This is a genomic window from Streptomyces sp. NPDC020489, assembly GCF_044386545.1.
Classification (GTDB): domain Bacteria; phylum Actinomycetota; class Actinomycetes; order Streptomycetales; family Streptomycetaceae; genus Streptomyces.
Genome location: NZ_JBIRUZ010000028.1, coordinates 26,236 through 46,778, shown reverse-complemented (window position 1 = coordinate 46,778; position 20,543 = coordinate 26,236). Strand labels below are relative to the sequence as shown.

16 protein-coding genes and 2 pseudogenes are annotated in these 20,543 nt (G+C 66.9%); 14 read left to right on the top strand and 4 right to left on the bottom strand.

Annotation, left to right across the window (positions count from 1 at the left end):
* Positions 1-932 precede the first annotated feature (932 nt).
* Positions 933-2,630: a B12-binding domain-containing radical SAM protein gene (locus ACH41F_RS41400; protein ID WP_398839818.1), complete on the top strand. Its 1,698-nt coding sequence runs from the start codon at positions 933-935 to the stop codon at positions 2,628-2,630.
* Between the two features lie 64 nt (positions 2,631-2,694).
* Here ACH41F_RS41400 and ACH41F_RS41395 read toward each other — a convergent pair whose 3' ends face one another.
* On the bottom strand, positions 2,695-3,315 hold the full coding sequence (locus ACH41F_RS41395; protein ID WP_398839817.1) for a hypothetical protein: 621 nt from the start codon (positions 3,313-3,315) through the stop codon (positions 2,695-2,697).
* A 74-nt stretch (positions 3,316-3,389) separates the two neighbouring features.
* Between ACH41F_RS41395 and ACH41F_RS41390 the strand changes: the two genes are divergently transcribed.
* The 10 genes and pseudogenes from ACH41F_RS41390 (at position 3,390) to ACH41F_RS41345 (ending at position 15,564) form a co-directional block, all read left to right on the top strand.
* Positions 3,390-4,490: an aldo/keto reductase gene (locus tag ACH41F_RS41390; protein WP_398839816.1), complete on the top strand. Its 1,101-nt coding sequence runs from the start codon at positions 3,390-3,392 to the stop codon at positions 4,488-4,490.
* Positions 4,487-5,356 carry an endonuclease/exonuclease/phosphatase family protein gene (locus ACH41F_RS41385; protein WP_398839815.1) on the top strand — a complete coding sequence of 290 codons (870 nt, stop codon included), beginning with the start codon at positions 4,487-4,489 and terminating at the stop codon, positions 5,354-5,356. Before ACH41F_RS41390 ends, ACH41F_RS41385 begins: the two co-directional genes overlap by 4 nt.
* A 253-nt stretch (positions 5,357-5,609) precedes the next feature.
* Positions 5,610-5,789, top strand: coding sequence for a hypothetical protein (locus ACH41F_RS41380; RefSeq protein ID WP_398839814.1), 180 nt, complete (start codon positions 5,610-5,612; stop codon positions 5,787-5,789).
* A 53-nt stretch (positions 5,790-5,842) separates the two neighbouring features.
* Positions 5,843-5,986 carry a hypothetical protein gene (locus ACH41F_RS41375; protein ID WP_398839813.1) on the top strand — a complete coding sequence of 48 codons (144 nt, stop codon included), beginning with the start codon at positions 5,843-5,845 and terminating at the stop codon, positions 5,984-5,986.
* Between the two features lie 102 nt (positions 5,987-6,088).
* A complete protein-coding gene (locus tag ACH41F_RS41370; protein ID WP_398839812.1) occupies positions 6,089-6,772 on the top strand; it encodes a hypothetical protein in 684 nt (227 codons plus the stop codon).
* Between the two features lie 408 nt (positions 6,773-7,180).
* Entirely contained in the window at positions 7,181-7,552 is a 372-nt protein-coding gene (locus ACH41F_RS41365) for a CU044_2847 family protein (protein ID WP_398839811.1), read from the top strand.
* A gap of 103 nt (positions 7,553-7,655) precedes the next feature.
* Entirely contained in the window at positions 7,656-9,539 is a 1,884-nt protein-coding gene (locus tag ACH41F_RS41360; protein WP_398839810.1) for a trypsin-like peptidase domain-containing protein, read from the top strand.
* Positions 9,536-10,561, top strand: coding sequence for an AAA family ATPase (locus ACH41F_RS41355; RefSeq protein WP_398839809.1), 1,026 nt, complete (start codon positions 9,536-9,538; stop codon positions 10,559-10,561). Before ACH41F_RS41360 ends, ACH41F_RS41355 begins: the two co-directional genes overlap by 4 nt.
* Positions 10,558-14,916: pseudogene (locus tag ACH41F_RS41350) on the top strand (SAV_2336 N-terminal domain-related protein); the annotation flags it as partial. The gene ACH41F_RS41355 and the pseudogene ACH41F_RS41350, both read left to right, overlap by 4 nt.
* Before the next feature lie 216 nt (positions 14,917-15,132).
* Positions 15,133-15,564, top strand: a complete 432-nt coding sequence (locus tag ACH41F_RS41345; RefSeq protein WP_398839819.1) for a cold-shock protein — start codon at positions 15,133-15,135, stop codon at positions 15,562-15,564.
* A 214-nt stretch (positions 15,565-15,778) separates the two neighbouring features.
* On the opposite strand, the gene ACH41F_RS41340 is transcribed toward ACH41F_RS41345, so the two are convergent.
* A complete protein-coding gene (locus ACH41F_RS41340) occupies positions 15,779-16,408 on the bottom strand; it encodes a class I SAM-dependent methyltransferase (protein ID WP_097872253.1) in 630 nt (209 codons plus the stop codon).
* Here ACH41F_RS41340 and ACH41F_RS41335 point away from each other — a divergent pair.
* The 3 genes from ACH41F_RS41335 (at position 16,397) to ACH41F_RS41325 (ending at position 19,522) form a co-directional block, all read left to right on the top strand.
* Positions 16,397-17,355, top strand: a protein-coding gene (locus tag ACH41F_RS41335; RefSeq protein WP_398839808.1) for an IS5 family transposase whose coding sequence is annotated in 2 segments (ribosomal slippage) — positions 16,397-16,799 and positions 16,799-17,355 — 960 coding nt in all. Because the reading frame shifts where the segments join, the coding sequence is not laid out codon by codon here. The genes ACH41F_RS41340 and ACH41F_RS41335 overlap by 12 nt on opposite strands.
* 460 nt (positions 17,356-17,815) lie before the next feature.
* Positions 17,816-18,028 carry a hypothetical protein gene (locus ACH41F_RS41330; protein ID WP_398839807.1) on the top strand — a complete coding sequence of 71 codons (213 nt, stop codon included), beginning with the start codon at positions 17,816-17,818 and terminating at the stop codon, positions 18,026-18,028.
* 72 nt (positions 18,029-18,100) lie between these two features.
* Positions 18,101-19,522 (top strand): hypothetical protein, encoded by a 1,422-nt coding sequence (locus ACH41F_RS41325; RefSeq protein ID WP_398839806.1) that lies wholly within the window; start codon positions 18,101-18,103, stop codon positions 19,520-19,522.
* Positions 19,523-19,603: 81 nt separating this feature from the next.
* Here ACH41F_RS41325 and ACH41F_RS41320 read toward each other — a convergent pair whose 3' ends face one another.
* Positions 19,604-20,026 (bottom strand): DUF4145 domain-containing protein, encoded by a 423-nt coding sequence (locus ACH41F_RS41320; RefSeq protein ID WP_398839805.1) that lies wholly within the window; start codon positions 20,024-20,026, stop codon positions 19,604-19,606.
* Between the two features lie 44 nt (positions 20,027-20,070).
* Positions 20,071-20,499: pseudogene (locus ACH41F_RS41315) on the bottom strand (winged helix-turn-helix domain-containing protein); the annotation flags it as partial.
* Between the last annotated feature and the right edge of the window lie 44 nt (positions 20,500-20,543).

The following is a 20,543-nucleotide window of genomic DNA, read 5'->3' as shown; positions in this document are numbered from 1 at the left end:
TTGTCACTCCCCTGCCGCGCGCGGGCCCTGCACCCCTGGCGTCGATCCCGTTCCCCCACGGCCGGCGCCAGGGGCCCCACACCCTTGTCCCCCGGTGAGACGGTGCCCCGGGGGGCAAGGGCCAATACCCGGGTGCCGGGACTGCCCGCCCCCGAGCAGCACCGGCACCCGGGGCCTGGGATTTCGAGGGAACGGCCGCCATGCACCAACTCATCGTCACGCACCTGATGCAGGCTGGAGCGCGACAGGTACGTGGGCGACACCGGCAACGATGTCCGCCACGCCAACGCCGCCGAACCGGACCGGCTGTTGCACACACCGGCCGGCTTGTCTGCCTTGGACCGGGCCCATCCGTCCCGCAGGCCGAATGCTGCACCGGCGGCCCACACCAACGACCACATGCCGAATCGGCCCGCCCGTCCCCGGGGAACCGCCTTCACACCCCGTGGGCCGGTAGGCCCTGCCCGGAAGGACGCTCCACATGGCCGACACGACCACTGCGGCGCTGGACCGGTTGACCCGCGCCGTCACCACCGCATACCCCAACAGCCGCCCGCTGACCGACACCGGCCTGGCTGCCCTCGCGCCGCTGCTCATCTCCCCCAACGACCTGAGTGCCTGGCTGGGGGCGCACCTGGCCGGTGAGGGGCGGATGCGGGTCACCGGCACCCTAGACCGGCGCCTGCTGCTCCTGGAACGCCCCGACGGCGAATGGGTCGCGGCCGACCTGTCCGGCGCCGAGCTCGCCGCGCGCCACTGGCCCAGGTGGACCGAGGGCACCATGCGGCTACACACGCCGGACTCGTGGCTGTCGTACGCCGAACTGACCGAGAGTGCCGTCGAGCGGTTGGCGCGGCCGGACGTGCACCTATTTGCCCTGTATCACCCCGAGTTCTTCCCGTTGCCGCGCTTCCCTCTGGGGATCAGCCGACGTGGCCCGCGCCGCCCGCGCCACCCTGATGGGCACCGTCAACCTTGCCGACATGCAGTTAGGAGTCACGCAGGAGGAACTGGTCAAACAGATCACCACTGGCGCACCGGACATCGTGGGCATCTCGGCGACGTTCGGCCAGCACGACCTGATGCTGCAGCTCCTGGATGCGGCCTTCGCTGGGCCCTTACCGCCGATGGTGGTGGCCGGCGGCAGCCTCACCGCCCGCAACGAACGGCTGCTTCTGGAGCGCTACCCCGACCTGCTCGTGGCTCGCGGCGGCGGCGAGGCCACCATCGAAGGAGTGCTCGCTCACTGGCACGGCGACATTCCCCGCGAGGAGATACCCGGCATCGGCTACACCAGCGCCGCCCGGGGCGGCGGCATGGCCATCGGCCGGCGCCGCACCGCCAAACCAGTCGCCCGGGACACCGGCAGCGACATCCTGCCCGAGCTGGACCTGCTGCCGGCCACCTTTACCCACCACGGCGTCGCCCAGCTCGAGACTAGCCGCGGCTGCACCAACACCTGCTCGTTCTGTCCGCGCGGCCACAAGGGCCTGTGGGCCGGTGCACCCCCTGGGCAGCTGCCGTGGATCCTGGACGAACTGGGCCAGGTCTTCGACCGCCACCCCGACATCTCCCGCACCCTCTATCTGGTCGACGAAGAGATCATCGGCGCCGGCCACGACGCCGTCAGCCGGGTCCTGCAGCTCGCGCGCACCCTGCACGAGGCCGGGTTCGCCTGGGAGTCCAGCTGCCGCATCGACCAAACGGTCCGCACCGACCGCGACGAGGCGTGGCACGTCGAACGGGCCCGCATGTGGCGCACCTTGGTCGACCTGGGCCTTCGGCGGATGCTGTTCGGCGTGGAGTCGGGCGTCGACTCGATCCTGACCCGCTTCAACAAGGAGACCTGCGCTGAGCAGAACGCCCTGGCAATCCGGACCCTGTCCGCGCTCGACGTCCCCACCCGGTACACGTACATCACCTTCGACCCGCTCATGAACCTGAAGGAGCTGAAGGCCACCCACGCCTTCCAGGGGCGCGCCGATCTGCTGCTGCATCCCCAGCCCGACCTGGAACCGCGGGAGATCGTCCGCGGTGTGCGCGACGAGGAGTGGGTGGCCATGCACACCACCAGCCGGCCGTTGCACACTGGGATCAGCTACATGCTCGTCAGCATGGAGTGCCTGATCGGCGCCGCCTACACCCGGCAGGCGACCGCCGCAGGGCTCACCGGGGATCCGGAGCCGCTCATGGGCCGCGTCGCCTGCCGCTACCGGGACTGGCGCATCGGCGTCGCCAGCGGCTGGGCGCAGCGGTGGGTGGACCGCCATTTCGCTCTCGACTACACCTTCAAGAGCCTGGAGAAAGTCCTCGACGGCCCGCCCCGGCACGCCGTCCGGCAGGCGCGTGTGGTGCTCAAGGACGCCGCCTACGAGGTCCTCGGAGACGTGATCGGCTCCATCGAGCAGTACGACCTTCAGCGGCCCGAGCACGAGGCGGCACTGTCCGCGCGCATCGAGGGAGCGTTGGAGGCGCGGGCTGGGATGCTGCGCGACCGGATGGCCACCACCGTGGTGGAGGTTGGCCGCCATCTTGCAGGTGAGCACGCGGCCACCCTCGCCCGGGAGCACGGCCGGTGGGCGTCGGCGACACGCTGGGAGCTGATCAACGCGGGCGAGTCCTGTGCGTGAGTACCCGGTCAGGGCCCGGGTGCCCCGCGACCGCGTTGCGGGCGGGGCGCCCGGAGCCCCGGGCTCAGGCGCCGGTTTTCTCCGGGATCGGCACCCAGTTGAACTCTGGGCAGAAGCGGGCGTAGGTGACCAGCTTCCACGTCGCATACTCGTCGGTGCGGCCCGAGCTGCGCAGCAGGTGCTTGACCCAGGTGTGCGCGATGCGCTCGTCCAAGGTCATGGTGATGTCGATCTGGTCGAGCATCCGGCAGGCGACGGCGAAATCCTCGACCGTCAGCGCACTCAGGTCGATCTCGATGCCCTCCAGGGTGAAGGAGAACACCAGCCGCGAGGTGGAGAAGCGGGTCTTGCGCTCGCCCAGGAACGTCGTATGGGGCGCCAGGGACTCCCTCAGGCGGTCGCGGTCCTTGACGGGGTAGCCGATGCCCAGGTCCAGGTCGGAGCTCTCCAGGTTCAGCCGGGTGCCGAAGCTGCCGACGTCGCGCGGCTTGTGCCCGGTCCACTCCATGATCATCGCGGCCGCCTCAGCACGCACCCGCTCCAGACGGTCATCGTGGACGCGCATTTCCTCGTAGAAGGCGCGGGCGCGGGCGAACTCTGCCTCGGTGAAGTCATCGCGGCCGGCCCACCGTCGTTTGGCGATCGCGTTCAAGTCAAGTTCGGTGAAGGGGGGTTGAGTCGTCACGCGACGCACCATACTCACTCCCGCCCACGATTCATCAGCGTTTGCCACTAATTGAGAAGTAAGAGGTACTTCCTGTGAGTGCTCCAACTTCCCCCGCGCGCCGCATCCTGGCCGGCGGACTGTCCGTTCACCCGATCGGGATCGGCGCCTGGGCCCTGGGCGGCTGCGACCACAACCTGGGCCTGCCGATGGGCTGGTCCACCGCCGACGATGCCGCCTCACGCCGCGGCCTGGAGAGGGCCTACGAACTCGGCGCCAACCTCATCGACACCGCCGACGTGTACGGCCACGGGCACTCCGAACGGATCATCGGCGACTTCACCGCCACCGTTGAACGCGACACAGTGGTGCTGTCCTCCAAGGTCGGCTACCACCGCGGCACCGCCCGCCACCCCTACCTGCCCTCCGCCATGCGCCGCCAGCTCGAAACCACCCTGGAGAACCTGCGCACCGACCACCTGGACATCTACTTCTTCCACAACGCCGACTTCGGCCCCGACGACCGCTACCTGGAAGCGGCCATCACCCAGATGCACGACTTCCAGCGCCAAGGCCTGATCACCGCCGTCGGAATGCGCGGCCCCCACCGCTACGCCACTGAGCGGGTCACCATCGCCAAGGAACTGCGCGGCGACAAGTACGCCCGCTTCACCCAACTCGCCCAGCAGATCCGCCCCCACTACCTCGCGGCCCGGTACAACGCCCTGACCCCACCCCCGGCCGACGGCCGCCCCGACATCTTCACCCTCGCCTCCTCCCTCGGCGCAAGCGTCCTCATCAACAAACCCCTCGCCCAGGGACTGCTCACCGGCAAGTACGACCCCGACCGCCCGCCCGTCTTCGCTCCCGGCGACCACCGGCTACGCAAAGCCTGGTTCACCCCCGGCGCACTGAAGATCATCCAGGACGGCTTGGCGCCGCTGCGCGAGCGGTTCGGCGACACCTCCGCCGCCCTGACCCGCGTCGCCCTGCAGTACTGCCTGCAGCAGACCGAGAACGCCGCCGTCCTCGTGGGCTTCACCCGGCCCGAACAGGTCACCGAGAACCTGACCGCTGTCGGCACACCGCTCACCGCCGACGAACTCACCTTCGTCAGCGGCAGCCTCGGCCGGCTCCAGCAGAACCTGGACGCGGCCGGCGAGGTGTTCCTCGACGAAAAGGGCGCAAGCCGATGACGATCCCCGCCGAACAGCTGTCCCTGATCACCGCGGACACACCCGCGCACCCGCCGGCCGACGACGCCGTACGGCTGCTGCTGTTCAACGCCCAGCACGCCTCCCCCGAACGCTCCCGCCGCCAGGCCACGTGGATCGCCGCCCAGAAGGCCGCAGACATCGTCGTGCTCACCGAGGTGTCCTCCACCCACGGCGGTGACGCCCTCACCACCGCGCTCGCCGAGCACGGGTACGCCACCATCATCGCCCCTAAGCCGCCGACACCCGACTACCGCACCGTCCTCGCCTTCCGCACCGCCAACGCCCAACCGGTGCACAGCCCCGTCACCGTCACCCCGCACCGCGCTCCCGCCGCCCGCGTCACCGTCGGCGGCCACGACATCGGCATCCTCGGTCTGTACGTCCCCTCCCGCGGCCCGAAGGATCAGCGCAACGTCGCCAAGCGCGCCTTCCAGGACGCGGTCACCGAAGCCCTGCCGGAGCTGCACGCCGCCTTCCCCGCCATGCCCCTCATCGTGGCCGGAGACCTCAACGTCATCGAGCGCGGACACCAGCCCCCGCACAAGGTGTTCGGCGCCTGGGAGTACGCCTTCTACGACTCCTTCCACACCGCCGGCCTCACCGACGCCTTCCGTCACCTGCACCCCGACCAGGTGGCCCACTCCTGGTACGGGCACAGCGGTAACGGCTACCGCTTCGACCACCTCTTCGTCTCCACACCCCACGCCATCCGCGTTCTCGCCTGCGAATACCACCACCAAGCCCGCGAAACGCAGCTGACCGACCACGCCGTCATGACACTGCGCCTGGACCTTGCCTCCCCTTCGACCCAGGAGGCAACGGCACCCGCTGCCACCGCTCCCTGACCGCACGCTGCCGCAGATAGCACGTCGACCCATACGACCAACTCGACACTGACCACACCCTCTTGCACGGCAATGGCCAGGGCACTGCACACCTGTGCAAATCCGCTGAACCACCTACACCTCGGAGCGGACGGGAACCGCCCGATCTGACGAGCGGGATCTACCGCTTCAGCTCCGTCTGCGCGGAGCGGACCCGTGGGCGCGTGCGAAGCCGTCGCGGAAGAACGGTGCACCTCCGCCAGCTAGGCACCACATGGACTACACAGCGCTGTACCGCCAGGCGATGGCCGACGGTGCCACCGATTACGCACAGACCATCGTCACCTGCGCCGTCCAGGCGGCCCAGGCGGGCGCCATCACCCCCAAGGACGTCGCGGCTCTGGTCGCCGAGGTCAAGACGCACGGGGGTGTGAGACATGGAGGACTGTGGTAAGTGCTGCTGGTGGACCAAGCCCGGCTGTGGGCACTGAGGGCGAGGGACACAACATGGAAGACGCCGACCGGTACGCCGCTGGGGAGGCGGTGATCGAGTTCAACGAGTACTGCGGGTGCCTCGCGAACTACGGCGTACGGGTTTGGGAGCTGGCCCGGCGGCACGACAATGCCGAGCTGGCCCGCCGCCATATATGAAGTACTGGGACGACTTCCTGGAGAGCTGCAACGTAGGAGCTGAGAGCCCGGGACCTTACGGGATCAGCCCCACGGGACTGATCCTGTCGGCATGATGACCGCGTGGGAGAAATTTGGAATTGGATAACGTCCGACTTCGGCACGGGTTTGATGGGTGCTCTCGTCGGCGGCGGCTTCACGCTCCTCGGGACGTGGTATCAGTCGCGTAAGGACGACGCTGCCGCTCACCTGGCCCATACGCGGGACGTGGCACAACGAGCAGTAGAAGCGGTGACAACGGTCGCAATCACCATCCAGCGGCAGACATACCGCGGCCATGGCACGTTCGAGGACCGCGAGGGTTGGGGCCGCGAGCTGATGGCCCACCAGTCGAACCTGACCGCCCTCCTGGCGCTGCTGCCAGATGACCAGCGTGAGGCCCGACAACGCGTCTTCGACCTCTTGGAAGGCGTCCAGCACTGGGACGGCAGGGAGGTCTGGGAGCACTACCGCATTCGCACCACGCTCTTCCTCGGCGAGATGGCGGTCTGGCTCGCGGCGCTGGCCCGTGGTTCGGAGCTGCCCAAGTACAAGGACATCGGGATGGTAGCCGATGAACGGATCCTGGAATACCGCCAGGCAGAGCTGGAGGAGGAGCGAGAGACGCTCGTTATGCGAGCTGAGATGTACGAGCTGGGTGAAGAAGAGCACGAACGCGTCCGGGAGATCGACGCCGAGCTGGAAGAGATCAAGCAGAGGTTGAGTGCGCTCAGTCAGCCGGATCAGGCTCAGCTCACCTCGTCCTGACACCCGTCAGCGACATGCTTGCAATCTGAATCACCTTTGACCGCATGATCGAGATCAGCAGGACCGCTGTGTCCACATGCAGGCCCCGACTCCTCTGGAGCCCCGGGGCCTTTTCGTGTTTGGAGGTTGTCAGTGGAGGACGAGGTCTGGATGACGGTCAAGGAAGCGGCTTTCTTGGCCTGGTACGCCGGCCTCGGTCGGACAACCTGCTTCTCCTCATCTCCATCGGGCTGCCGGTGAGCTGTCAGAGGAGCGCAGGGATGCGCTGGACGAGATCGACCCCGGATGGTGCCCGGAACCGGACCTTCGAACGTCCAGCCGGGATCCAGCACTTCACTGCCGTCTGGGATCAGTCATGGATACGATGCTTGCCAGTTTTGAGTGTCACACAGTTCCTGAGGGGGGATCTTGACGCAGCAGCTGGTCGAACTTGCCATGCCCGACGGGAAGTCGGTCTGGGCCATGGTTGAACGGCAGGGACCGAGGGACACCGGACTCGGTGAACAGGTTACACAGCGCATCGAGGGCTTTCAGGAATCGTTGCGTGCCGTGGCGGCGAACGTGCGTGCCGCCGTGGCGACCGCTCGGCCGGATGAGGTGAGCGTCGAGTTCGGGCTGGAGCTGGCTGCGGGCAAGCATGGTGTGGTCGCGGCGTTGGCAGGCGTCGGTGGGAAGGCCGCGTTCAAGGTGACGCTGAAGTGGACCGCACCGGGACCCGACGCTGCCGAACCTGCGCAGCCGGATCCGGTTGTCGTGCCTGCGTCTTCTGACGAGGCGTAAATGTTCAGCTTCGCCAGACACATATGAGATTCCGGCACTCGCTATGCGTCGATTCAACCCGGTCACAGCTCTCCAGGAGCTCCTGGAGAGCTGCCGTGTGCTCGTGAACGGTGCAACCGATGGCACGGGATTTTTCGTTGCCCCTGGATTCGTCGTTTCTTGCGCCCACGTCGCCGGCATTGAAGCGGGTCTGCCCGTACTGGTTCGGTGGGGTGATCGAGACTATGAAGCGGTGGTCGTAGCGGCCTCTGGGGACGCGCCGGACCGGAGCAGTGCGCTGTTTGCGTTCCCCGACCTGGCTGTTGTGGAGCTCCTCGATCCACCGGATGGTCATCCTTGTGTGTGGCTCGACGCGGGCGGGCCCCCGCAGGGAACTGAGTTGACGGCGGTGGGCTTCACAGACACGCTCGAAGCAGGCGCGGCTGCGCCGCGTCGGGTGATGCTGACCGCTGGCGGCCGCACAGCCCAGGCGGACGGCCAGCTGGTGGAACTCGTAGACGGGGAGATCAATCCGGGGCTCTCCGGGGGTCCTGTGCTGAGCCATTCCAGTGCCCGTGTGTGCGCGGTCGTCAAGGCGACCCGCCTGGAGGACACCACCATGGGCGGCTTCGCAGTCCCCGTCGATGCGCTGCGGCTGCTCGATCCGGAGGTCTACCGGAACGTCATCACGAAGCACGACCAATTCCACCGGTCGGACCCACGATGGTGCAGGCTGTCCCATCGGGCTGACCAGAGTCCCGCCGACAAGTTCTCCGCTGCCATCGACCGACGCTTTCTCGGCCTGCTGTCTGCGCTTTCGGATTACCCCGATCCGGATCGATCACACTCCGCTGCATTCCTGGCTGTAGCCGCGCCTGGTACGCCGCTGCCAAAGCGACCGATGCTCGCCCATCGGGACGTCTACACGGAGTTGACCGCACTCATGCCGCCGCCGGACGGTCAACTTCCCTATGAGCTCGCTTACTGCGCCGATCTCGCCCGTGACCTGGCAGGGGCACCGTCCCAGGCATCGGACGCCGTGACAGCGTTGCGCGACCATGTGCTGATCGCCGCTGGCCGGCTGGAGCTGGGCGACGCGGTGCAGGCCAGGCTGGCGGGCGACAGAGTGCCGGTGCGGCGGCCCTCTGTGATCGGCAGGGTCCGGCATTCGCTCCGAAACCGGAGCCTGTACCACGTCATGGTCTGGCGGTTCCGGTCGCCGCACGACATCGTCCCGGGTGGGTCGGAATCCTCGGCCCTGCCCCTGCGGGAGGCACTCGGTCTGCTGTCCGAGGCGCTGGCTGAGCAGATCGGTCTCATGGTTGACACTCCCCAGCGCCGCGGGCTCATCGAACTGATCCTTCCGCGCGAAGTCCTCGACGAGGATTTCGCCGACTGGCGGCTGTGGCCGGAGGTCGGGTACTGGGCGCTGGGACGCAAGTACGACCTGGTGGTACGGCCCCTGGAACGACACGAAGCTCCGCATCTCCACGCGGCCTGGGAAGAGCGCTGGCGCCATCTGGAAAGAAAGCGGGTGGGTGAAGCACTGGTCTGTGTCTGCGGGCGCGACCGTCAGCGCCAGGCAGCGCTCGACGCCCTGTTCAACAACGACCCGGCGTTGGCCGCGTTGGCGCTGGCCGGGTCGCCGCGCCAGTCGCCGGTCACCGACGCATACACGGTCGCTCTCACGTCCGGAGTGCCGATGATGTTGTGGCGACGCGGTTCCGTGCCCGGGCCAGCAGTCTGCGGGAGGCCGTGCGGAATCCCGGGCCGGGACGCCTGCCCCGATCCGGAGTTCCTCACTCAGGCACGTGAGGTCCTCTCCGCCACCTCGCGCGACGAGGTGCCGGACAGGATCTGCGTACTGCGTAACGATGCCGAGCTCGAAGCAGAAGACGAGGGGCACATCGGTGAGCATGTCGTCCTGCTGTGGGACGACCCCAGCCGACGGATTCCTCGCACTCCCCTAGCCCCGGCCGCCAAGGTTCAGGAAGGACAGAGCCGTTGAGTGAGTGGACGATCTATCAGGGCGTCGGCGAGCCGCACGACGGCATCAACCGCCTGCCCGATCCGCCGCCGTGGCGTGACTTCGGCAGCGCCGAAGATGAGGTGACTCCCTTCGACCGAGAAGTACCCGTGCAGGGCCGACGGCGGCTGCCGCGGGCCGCGGCCTACCAGGCCGACACAAACATCGTCGAGGCAGTAAACACGGCCCTCTATCTACGCAGACCATTGCTGGTGACCGGAGACCCCGGCGTCGGCAAGTCAACGCTCGCAGACGCGGTCGCGAGCGAGTTGAAACTGGGCACGGTGCTGCGCTGGCCCGTGAACAGCAAGACCACGCTGCGCGACGGGCTATACCGGTACGACTCACTCGGCCGCCTGGAAGAGGCCGGTGTGAACAGGCACCAGACCGAACCGGGTGCGCAGCCGCAAGCGGCCGGGCCCGGCCGGTACGTCAGCCTCGGCCCGCTGGGCACCGCTCTGGCCCCCTACCGGCTGCCGCGCGTGCTGTTGATCGACGAGATCGACAAGAGCGACTTCGACCTGCCGAACGATCTCCTCGACGTCTTCGAGGAAGGCGGCTTCGAAATCCCCGAGCTGGCACGGGCCGCGGACACGCACGAGGAGGTCAAGATCCGGCCAGCCGGCGGCGGCGAGCACGTAACGGTCCGCCGCGGCATGGTCCGCTGCTGCGCCTTCCCGTTCGTCGTCATGACCAGCAACGGGGAACGAGACTTTCCCCCCGCGTTCCTACGGCGGTGCGTCCGCCTCCCCTTGCCAGCTGTCACCGACGATGAGACGCGGCTGCGGGCCATCGTGCGCGCCCATCTTCCCGAGGCCGACAATCGGGCGGAAGAAATCATCGCTTTGTTCATGGAGCGGGCGACGACCGGTGAACTCGCCACCGACCAGCTGCTCAACGCGGTCTATCTGATGAGCCGGACCGTCCGGGAGGGCGCGCCCGACCAGGACGGAATCGCCCGACTGGTGCTCCAGCATCTCAACACGACAGCGCCCCTCGAGTGACAAGCGACAGCGGCGGCATCGCACGCCTCGGCGCGCTGCTCGGCGCCCTCGCCCCCGACGGGCTGCCACCCGGTCCACGCGAGGTCGCCGAGCTGCTGTGGCTGGCAACGAATCTGCCTGCAGGGACCCTCATCCGGGCGCATGCACCACCTGACGAAGGCACTGGCGGTGAGACTCCGCCGTCTCCCCCAGGTCAAGAGGCGGCTGCCGCCGATGCCCCAGGGGTGGCCGCCGATGAGGGTGATGCGGAGCCGAAAGGGCGCCTGTACCTACCGGACAGCGGCGCCTCAGGCCAGCAACGCACCGGATTCCATCCCGCCTCCCTCATCCGCGTCGCCGGCGCCCCCGCTCTGCCACGTCGGCGTGCTCTGGCCAGGGCGCTGCGGCCGCTCAAGCGCCGGGTGCCCTCGACAACACGCCTGGTCCTCGACGAAGAAGCCACCGCCGACCGCATCGCCGACGAGGCCCGGTGGATGCCGGTCCTCGTGCCAGCTCAGGACCGATGGCTCGACCTCTCACTCGTCATTGACGTCCAGGGGGACGCCGCCACCCTGTGGCAGCCGCTGGGCCGCGAACTCCTAGGCGTGCTGCAGGTTCTCGGCGCCTTCCGCAGCATCCGGACATACTGGCTGCGTCGTCGTCCCGATGGCACGCCCGGGCTCGCTGCAAGCCCACGTCACGCACCACGCTCGGCCGCGACCGCGAGCGATCCCTCCGGCCGCACGACCACACTGCTCCTTACCGACGGAGTCGACCCGGGCTGGGGCGCCGAAGCCCTGCGCGGCATGCTGCGACAGTGGGCACGCAAGGGCCCCACTGCAGTAGTGCAGACCCTGCCCGAGCATCTGTGGCAACAGACGGCACTGGCACCGGAGCCAGGCCGCTTCCGCAGCACCGGGACGCCTGGCTCCTCCTCACGGCTGCACTTCAGCCCCTACACCCTCGGCTCTCGCACCCTGCAGCGGGGCGAGATCCCCGTGCCAGTGCTGGCCATTCATCCGGAATGGCTGGCCCCCTGGGCTGTGGCCGTCGCGGGCACCTGCGAGTTCGACGGCGCAGCAGTACGCCTGCCGGCGGATGACGCCGCAGCGGGCCACGCCCTCACGGCACCACCCTCCGGGCAGCCGGTCACCTTCGAAGACTTCCTAGCACAGACGCAACCTCGCCCTTTCCGCCTCGCCGCCTATTTGTCCGCTGCCCCGCTCAACCTCGCCATCATGCAACTGGTGCAGTCCTCCATGCTGCCGGACAGCCCGCCCTCGGACCTTGCCGAAATCGTCTTCAGCGGCATCCTGCGCAAACTCCCGACCAGCAGCACGGACAGCGACCCCCTACACCAGGCCTATGAATTCGCACCCGGCATCCGCGAGCAACTCCTCAGCACCCTGCGCCGCGACGAAGCCGCCCAGGTCATCGCCAACGTCTCCGCCTACCTCGAGCGCTATCTCCCAGCCGGCGCTCCACGCTTCACCGCCGCAGTCACCGATGCGGATGGCCCACTTCTCCTCCCAGCCGATGCACAGCACTGGGCCGAAGTGCAAAACCTAGTACGCCGTCGCCGACACCGCAGGGCTCCGGTGGGCTCTAACCCAGCCGATGACTTCCTTGCCACACGGGGGGCAGCGGGGAGGGGCGGCATCCGGGCCATGGCCCGGGACGCCCCACCGTACGCCCACCGTGAAAGCGCAGCGTCACCGGTGGGGCGGCCCATCCGGGAGGCCTCGACCTCCTACGGAGACAAGTCACTGCCGTCCGTAAGACCGGACGCGCACGCTCCGCTGCTCGAGGCCGTCCGTCGGGCTGCCCACGGCGCCAGCGGCATCGTTCTCGTGGTGGGAGAACCCGGCTCAGGCAGAACCGATGCGATCACGCGGGCCCTCCAGTGGGTCCCGGACGACTGGCGCATGTGGTCGCCCGACCTGGCACTGACACTGACTCAAGGAGCACCCAGGGTCGGCCAGCGAACGATCGTCCTACTTGAGGATCTGGAGGCGTACGCGGAGCTTCCCGGGTTCACTATCGACTCCTTGGCAGGCACCGTGTGTGATCTCGCCGAGAGCACCGAGCAAGCCCCTGTCCTGGTCCTGGGAACGATGACTCCCTCAACTTGGAACACCCTTGTGGCGAAGGCCCAAGAGAATGTTTCCGACGAGCACAACGGCTGCCGTCGTCTGATCGCCCGCGCCGAGGTCATCTCGCTATCTCTGACCAGCCCCGAGCCTCCACGATGGCAAGGCGAACCATCACGTACACGGCTCGTCGTGATCGCCAACACCACGGATCCCGTACGCGCCGGGAGCAAGTTCACCCACCTGGGTACGGGCTTCCTCCTGACGCCCCGTCTGGTCCTGACTTCCGCGCACATCATGGATCAGCCCGGACCGTCCGGGAGCGTGAAGGTCAGCAGGAGTCAGAGGCCCCTCACCGCGGGCACCTGGGTCGACTGCCGCGTTTTGTGGAGGAACAACGTTTCTGACGCAGCCCTGCTCCTGGCTGACCAGGACCTCGCCGCGAGCACCACCGACAGCCACTTCTCCACTCCCGGCTGGGCGGAGCCGAGTACCGAGGCCCTCAGCCCCTGCCACATCACCGGCACCACCATTGCGATCACGAAGTCCCGCACAGACGCCTATCTGACCGGCACCCTGTCCCCCACCTCGACTCATCCTGCTGCCATGTACGAGTTCGAGCCTGCCGACGCCCTCCCCAAGCCCAGATCGTTTACGAGAGGCATGTCCGGGGCCCCCGTCTTCTTCGGAAGTCATCTCGTGGGCCTTGTCGCCGCACGAGCAGACCGCTCCAGTCGCCTTCGGCTCAGCGTGGTCAGTATGGGGACTCTGACCAGTGACCCCGCCTTCACAGAGGTCTGCAGCCAGTACATGCCGCGCGTCCCCCGCCTGAACGTCCTGCCGTCTTCGGCTCCAGCCGGAGACAGGCGGACAAGCGACGGATCGGCCACCGGACCCCGACCGCTGCGGGTGTTCATCTCCTACGCCCACGAAAACAGCAACGACGCCCATGCACAGGAAGTCCGCAGCCTGGCACTAATGCTTCGTGCCGAAGGCATCGAGGTCCGTCTCGACCACATCACTGCTGAAGTCTCCCGGGACTGGACGGCCTGGATGCAACAGGAAATCGAGACCGCCGACGTCATCGTGGTGATCGTCTCCCCCGCGTACAAGCGCCAGGCTGAAGGTGACACTTCAACCAGTGTGACCTACGAAGCCCGCCTGCTCCGCAACGAACTCGCCCACGCCCCAGGAGACCGGAACCGGCTCATTCTGCCTGTGCTCCTACCAGGCAGAACCACCGCGGATCTCCCCAACTTTCTCACCCCCTTCCACTCGATCACTATCAGCTCCCTCACGAGAACTGGCATCGCCGACCTTCTGGCTCACCTCTCTGATCGTTCCCCTGCCACAGACCCAGGCGAGCAGGCGCGCCGTTACAGCAGCCTGGCAGACCAGTACTGGGATGCCGGACGTCATCGCGACGCACTTGCCGTCGCCAGCCAGGCCATCGACGCCATGACACGGTTGGCCTCAGAGAACCCGGCCGCCTATCAACCCGTCCTCGTCTCCACCCTCGTCATCCAGTCTGACCGTCTGGCCGAAACCGGCCGCATCCGCGAAGCGTTGCAGGCCGCCCGCCAGGCCGTTGAGGTATCTGAAACCCTGGTCCAAGCCGATCCCGCCGCCTACCGCACCGTCCTCGCCACGGCCTGGTCCACTCTCAGCAACCGACTCGCCGACAACGGCGAACGGGAGCAGGCGCTTGCAGCAGCCGAACGGGCAGCGACACTCCGCCGGCACACGGCGGACACCACCTCGCGGGCGTACCAGTCCGACCTCGCGCGGTCACTGTCCAACCTCAGCAACCGACTCAACGATCTCGGACGGCTTCAAGAGGCACTTGACGCGATCAACGAAGCAGCCGGCCTCTATCGACACCTCGCGCAAAACGACCCCAACACCTTCCTTCCCCTCCTCGCCACGACGCTCAACAATCAAAGCGATGCCCTCCGGGAGTCAGGCCGGCTAACAGAAGCAGTCAACGCACTCGACGAAGCGGTCGACATCCTCCGGCAATTCACCCGCACTGATCCTGACGCCGGCATTCCCTCACTGGCCAGCGCGCTGATCAATCTCGGCTCGATGCTGTCACAAACGAGACGACATGCAGAGGCCGTGGATATTGCCCGGGAAGCGGTCGACCTCTGCCGTCAGACGGCCGAGGCAAGCCCCACAACCGCCATCACTCGACTGGCGGCGGCACTGCACAATTTCGGTCTTCGTCTATCGGAAGTCGGACAGCCAGCCGAAGCACTCGCAGCCATCGACGAAGCCATCGCGATCCGTCGGCACCTCGTAGCGGCCGTGGCGGATGCAGCCCTTCCTGACCTGGCACAGTCACTGAGTGCGGCCGCATGGGTGCGCTCAAGACAACAAGGCGATCTGGAAAGAGCCTTGGAAGAGGCTCGGGAGGCTGTGGGTGTTTTCCGCCAGCTCGCCGTTCAACGGCCTGATGTGTTCAACAGCGACCTAAATCAGGCCCAGTCGGTCGAAGCAGCCATTCTCGTCGCCCGTGGCGTCCCGGACAAAAACAGGAAAGCGCGCGCATCGAAACTCACGGGAAAAGTGAAGTGGTACAACAAGGAAAAAGGCTTCGGCTTCTTGACGCGCGACGACGGCGGTGACGTCTTCGTACATTCCTCAGCCTTGCCCGCCGGAGTCGAAATGCTTAAACCGGGCGAGCGCGTAGAGTTCCAGGCCACCACAGGAAGCAGAGGGGACCAGGCCCGTTCAGTCACCGTCCTCAGTCCTTCTCCGCCCGTGACTCCGGCGCAACGTGAGCCGCAGGAGCTGGCCCATATTGTCCGAGACCTGACAACCCTTTTGAAAAACACCACGCCGATACTGGAACGGGGCCGCTATCCCAACAAGGCCACCGGGACCAAGATTTCCAGCCTGCTGAGGACCATTGCCGACCAACTCGATGAATAATATATAGAGCGATGCTCGCACCATTCCAGGAATCCGGGCACAGCCCACACAGTCCAGTTCGCCCCGCGCCCGAGTTCGTTGAGAATCACGCGGTAGGGCATGATCCGGGTCCCGGCTCCACTAGGGCCTGTCTGACAATTCCAGTCTGATCAGCGAGATTCGGCTGAGCTGGCAATCTGGAGGTGCGCCGATCGGCTGGGGGACTGGGCAGTGGCTACGAACGGCGGGCCAGTAGATGGGCGTCGAGGAAGCCCCGATCAGAGGCTGGATCGTGGAGCAGCCGGGCGAAGGGATCGAGCCCAGCATCGCCCAGCAGTTCGGCGAGGCGATCCACCGGCCAGCTGTAGGCGGGCGCCACCTTGTGGTCGAACCGGACCGGTTCTTGTCCGTCGGTCCCGAAGAAGGAGACCAGGAGCAGACCGTCCGGCGCCAGGACGCGCACCTGTTCGGTGAGCAGTTCCGGAAGTTCTCCAGGAGGGGTGTGGATCATTGAGTAGTGGGCCAGTACGCCGCCGAGCGCGGCGTCCTCGATCGGCAGGGATTCCATCCGCGCCTCTTGGAAGCGCAGCGCCGGATGGGCCTGCCGGGCGTGGTCGACCATGCCGGAGGCAAGGTCGAGTCCGAAGGCGTCCAGGCCGAGTTCGTGCAGCATGGCTGTCAGATGTCCGGGCCCGCACCCGACGTCCGCTGCCCGCAGGTTGCCCGTCGCGCGCACCAGTTCGGCGAAGGTGCCGATCATGGCCCGGGAGAAAGGCTGTGTCTCCAGCCGGTTTGCGAACAGCGATGCGTACAGCTCGACGACACCGTCGTAGGCCGTCCTGGTCTCGTCCTGATGATTCGCCACGGGCAGGACTCTATAGCCGGTCTGATAATTGATCTTGTGGTAGGTCGAGGTGAGTTGACGGATGCGGCATGGAGGCGGATAGAGCTCCTTTTGCCTCAGGTGGACGGACGGGGCCGTCCGTGGCGTGATCACCGGCAGGTGGTCAACGGGGTGCTGTGGCGGCTGCGGACCGGGGCTCCGTGGCGGGATCTTCCCGACCGGTTCGGGCCGTGGCAGACAGTCTACGAGCGGTTCGCCCGCTGGGAGGCGGACGGCACCTGGGCACGGTTGCTGGAGCATGTTCAGGTCCGCGATGACGCGGTGGGCCGGGTGGAATGGACCGTCTCCGTCGACTCCACCATCAACCGAGCCCACCAGCACGCAGTCGGCGCCCGCAAAAAGGGGATGCGAACGGGGACGAACTGGAAGTTCCGGGCCGCTCGCAGGCGCGCCAGGCCCTCGGCCGCTCCCGAGGCGGACTGACCACCAAAGTCCATCTCGCCGTCGATGGCCGGGGCCTGCCCCTGTCGATTGTGCTCACGCCCGGCAACGTCAACGACGCTACGGCGTTCGGCCAGGTCCTCGACGGCATCCGCACCCCGCGCCTCGGCACGGGCCGCCCGCGCACGACACCGGACCGTGTGCTGGGTGACAAGGCGTATTCCAGCAGGTCCATCCGTCATCTGCTGAGGCGCCGGGGCATCGCTGCCACGATCCCCGAGCGCCGCGACCAGGCGGCGAACCGCCGCCGACGCGGAGCCCTCGGCGGCCGGCCGCCGGCCTTCGACAAGGTCACCTACCGCGACCGCAACGTCGTCGAACGATGCTTCGCCCGCCTCAAGCAGTTCCGCGCGATCGCGACCCGGTTCGACAAGCTCGGCTACCGCTACCGTGCCGGAGTTGTCCTGGCTTCCTTGATCCTCTGGCTCCGCGAGTCCACGGGTGATCATTTGTCAGACAGGCCCTAGGCGGCCAGGAGGACAAGGTGGAGACCGGGCGCGCCGGGCTCAGGACCATCGGTGGTGCGGAGGCCGTGACGAGACTCGCGCAAGTGGGGAAGGGGGAAGTGCCGGCGCTGCTCGCGGTATTGCGGGACGCCCGCAACGGCATCACTCACATGGGGTGGGGGCGGCCGTCTGACGAGTGCAGGGGCCTGCTGGCAGCTGGTGTGGCGTACATCGATTCCCTTCTGCCCGAGCTGGCGAAGGAGCCGGAGTGGTTCTGGGAGAACCATTACGACGTGTGCAAGGGCCTCGTGGAGAAGACGACGGACGAACTGAGGGTGCGCTACGCGGCGAAGATCCGGCGGGCGCAGGCAACCTTCGCGAAGAAGACAGGGAGTCTGTCCGCCAGCGAGAAGACGGCCGTGGTCGCCAGTCTGTCGGCTGCGCCTCTGCCCAGCCGATGGCTTCTGCACATCCCCGCGCAGTGTCCGGCGTGCGAGAGTTCTGCCTCATCAGCGGCCGGGACAAGAGCGGCGACTACGCAGACATCTGGTTCTTCCCGCGCTACTTCGGGTGCCGGGTCTGCGAGCTCACTCTGACCGGATCTGAACTGGACCTCGCGGACATGAGGGCCCATTCACTGCGCACAGAAGAAGAGGTGGATGACGACTGGGAACCCGACTTCGACTTCATGTGACGCCGAAGCCTGTCACCTTGCGCGCTTTGAGGGCTACTGCCGGAATACCTGATTCTCTGCGACCATCTATCCATGGTCGGCAGCAGTGATCGTTCAATGCTTCGCGCCCTGCTCGACACCGCCGTCGCACCTCTGAGCGACCTGACGCACACCGTGCTGAGTCAGGCCTTCGAGCGACTGGGCATGCCGGTGATTCCCCAGAGCGCCGGCAGCAAGTCGACCCGGGTTGAACTGAGCCTGCAGCAGGTACCCGACACGGAACTGCCAAGACTGACCCAACGCGTCCTGCAGCAGCAGGACTTCCCCTTCCCTGTGCGCCCGCCGCTCCGCCATCAGCTCGAAGACCTGCTGTGGGCACAGAGCACGCCACCGGGCATACCGAAGAAGGCCCGCCGTGAACTGGCGCGCGCCCTGTCTCTGCCTGAGCTCACCCAGAACCATGACCGCTTCCTGGATCTGCTCGATCGCCTCTGGGTGATTGAGGGACCGGATCTTTCCTTCAGCGAGCTCAGCGCGCTGCTGGTAAACGGGACGCGGCCGGTGACGCTGAAGGACCTCATCGAGAAGCACGTCTTCCGCAATCGCGACGACGGGGACTGGTCGACGGAGCAGCTCTTCGAGAGCCTCGGTGCGTTCGAGGCAGGGGACGCCAGGTTCGCCCGCTTCCTGGAAGGACTGGTCTCGGCGGACGTTCTCCTGGACGAGCACCTGCAGCAGAAGACAGCCAGCACAATCAACGACCACCTTCGCCCTCATGGGATCGAGTTGCGGCAAACCGGAACCGACGGCGGCTATCCGCTCTTCACCCTGGTTTCGATACGGCTGCACAACAACCGCAAGCCGAAGAACATCATTTTCGCTTCCCTCGGGAAGCCAGACATCCGTTTTCGGTCCTCGGTGGACAACGACATCGAGATCGTCGGTGGGCGACCAGGGGCCACCCTTGTCTATGACCGCGAGATCCCGGCCGAGGGTCTGCGCTGGCGTGACCTGCACCGCTGGTGGCAGGACACCCACAAGTTCAACAGCGAGAACGACGCCAGCGAAGATCTCTACCAGCGGCTCCTCAAGAGCCTGCCGGACAACTCACCTGGTCAGAAGAACCTCTTCACGGCCTACCGTACGGCTCGCCCGTTCTGCGCTGATGACCTCGCTCTCCTGCCCGAGGTCTGGCTCCACTGGGACCCCCAGACCGTCAAGCAACGTGGCCCCGAAGCATTGTTGCGTTCCCGGATGGACTTCCTTCTGTTGCTGCCCTTCGGACAGCGTGTCGTTCTGGAGGTCGACGGAGTACAGCACTACACGCGCGACCACGGCCGTACTCCCGACACCGCCAAATACGCCGACATGGTCGCCGCCGACCGGGACCTCAAGCTCAGGGGCTACGAGGTCCTCCGCTTCGGCCACGACGAACTGAAACAACCCGAGGACGCCAAGAAACTTCTCCTCCAGTTCATCCCGGACTTGTTCAGCCGCTTCAGAGCCGGACCCTGACGTCACATTGACAGCACCTGCCCGCAGAGTCGCGCGGTGGCCATATGGGCGCAGCAGCCCGGACCGCGGTGTCGTGCCGCTTCATGCTCTGGTGCGTGCCTGATCGCGACGTTGCTGGCGTGCCGCGCGGAAGGCGACGCGCTGTTCGGGCTGGACGTAGACGATGAATACGGCTTCTTGGATCAGCGAAGCCACATCGTCCACCTCTTCGTAGGAGAAGGCCAGCCCGTCGTGAAGGCTCCAGTTGCCCAGCGTCCGGGCCTCGTCGAGGTCGCGGACGACGTCGGCTGATACGCCTTTGTTGGTCAGGTCGGCGATCTTTTCTTTGAGGTTCCGTCCGGTGGCCCCGCGGTCATTGCAGAGCTCTTCGACGGCCGCTCGGTACATCGCTGCCGCTGCCCGGAGCGCGCCGGCCTCCTGGCATCTGGTGCCTTCGCTGAACAGGTCGCGGACTTCCTGCGGGGCGGTTGGATCAAGGGTCTGGGCCGACCGTCGAGGATGCACCAGGAGCAGGAGCCGAGGCTTGGAAGCCCTCCGGCGTGCTCGTCGCGTTCAAGTGCTCTGCGGGCGGGCGCCTGCCATGACCAGCCGTGCCGTTTCAACAGCCGCCACACCGTCGCCACCGAAAGGCTCAACCTCAGGCGACGGCAAATCACCGTCTGGACCCGGGCCAAGGTCCAACGCTCATCGTCGAAGCCGTGCGCTGACGGACCCTTGCCGAGTTCCTCCTCGAGCACGGCGAACTGGGCAGCGGTGACGGTCGGAGAGTTGGCCGGGCCCGCAGAATGCAGGGCCTCCATGCCGCCCTCGCGCCAGGCACGGCGCCAGCGTTCCACCGACCGCACACTCACGCGCAGGTCCTTGGCGATCACCGCGGTCTTCTCGCCCGCCGCGAACCTCTCACCGGCCCGGAGCCGGATCTTCTCCCGAAACGCCCGACGCTCAGCGGTCAGGCCCCCACCCTCCGGATAACGCATACCACTGGCATACCGCAGGGATCATGAACCGTCACCACCCGACG

Coding starts and splice junctions, on each gene's coding strand:
- ACH41F_RS41325 (WP_398839806.1), top strand. CDS start 18,101: ATGGTCGGCAGCAGTGATCGTTCAATGCTTCGCGCCCTGCTCGACACC.
- ACH41F_RS41375 (WP_398839813.1), top strand. CDS start 5,843: ATGGAAGACGCCGACCGGTACGCCGCTGGGGAGGCGGTGATCGAGTTC.
- ACH41F_RS41380 (WP_398839814.1), top strand. CDS start 5,610: ATGGACTACACAGCGCTGTACCGCCAGGCGATGGCCGACGGTGCCACC.
- ACH41F_RS41385 (WP_398839815.1), top strand. CDS start 4,487: ATGACGATCCCCGCCGAACAGCTGTCCCTGATCACCGCGGACACACCC.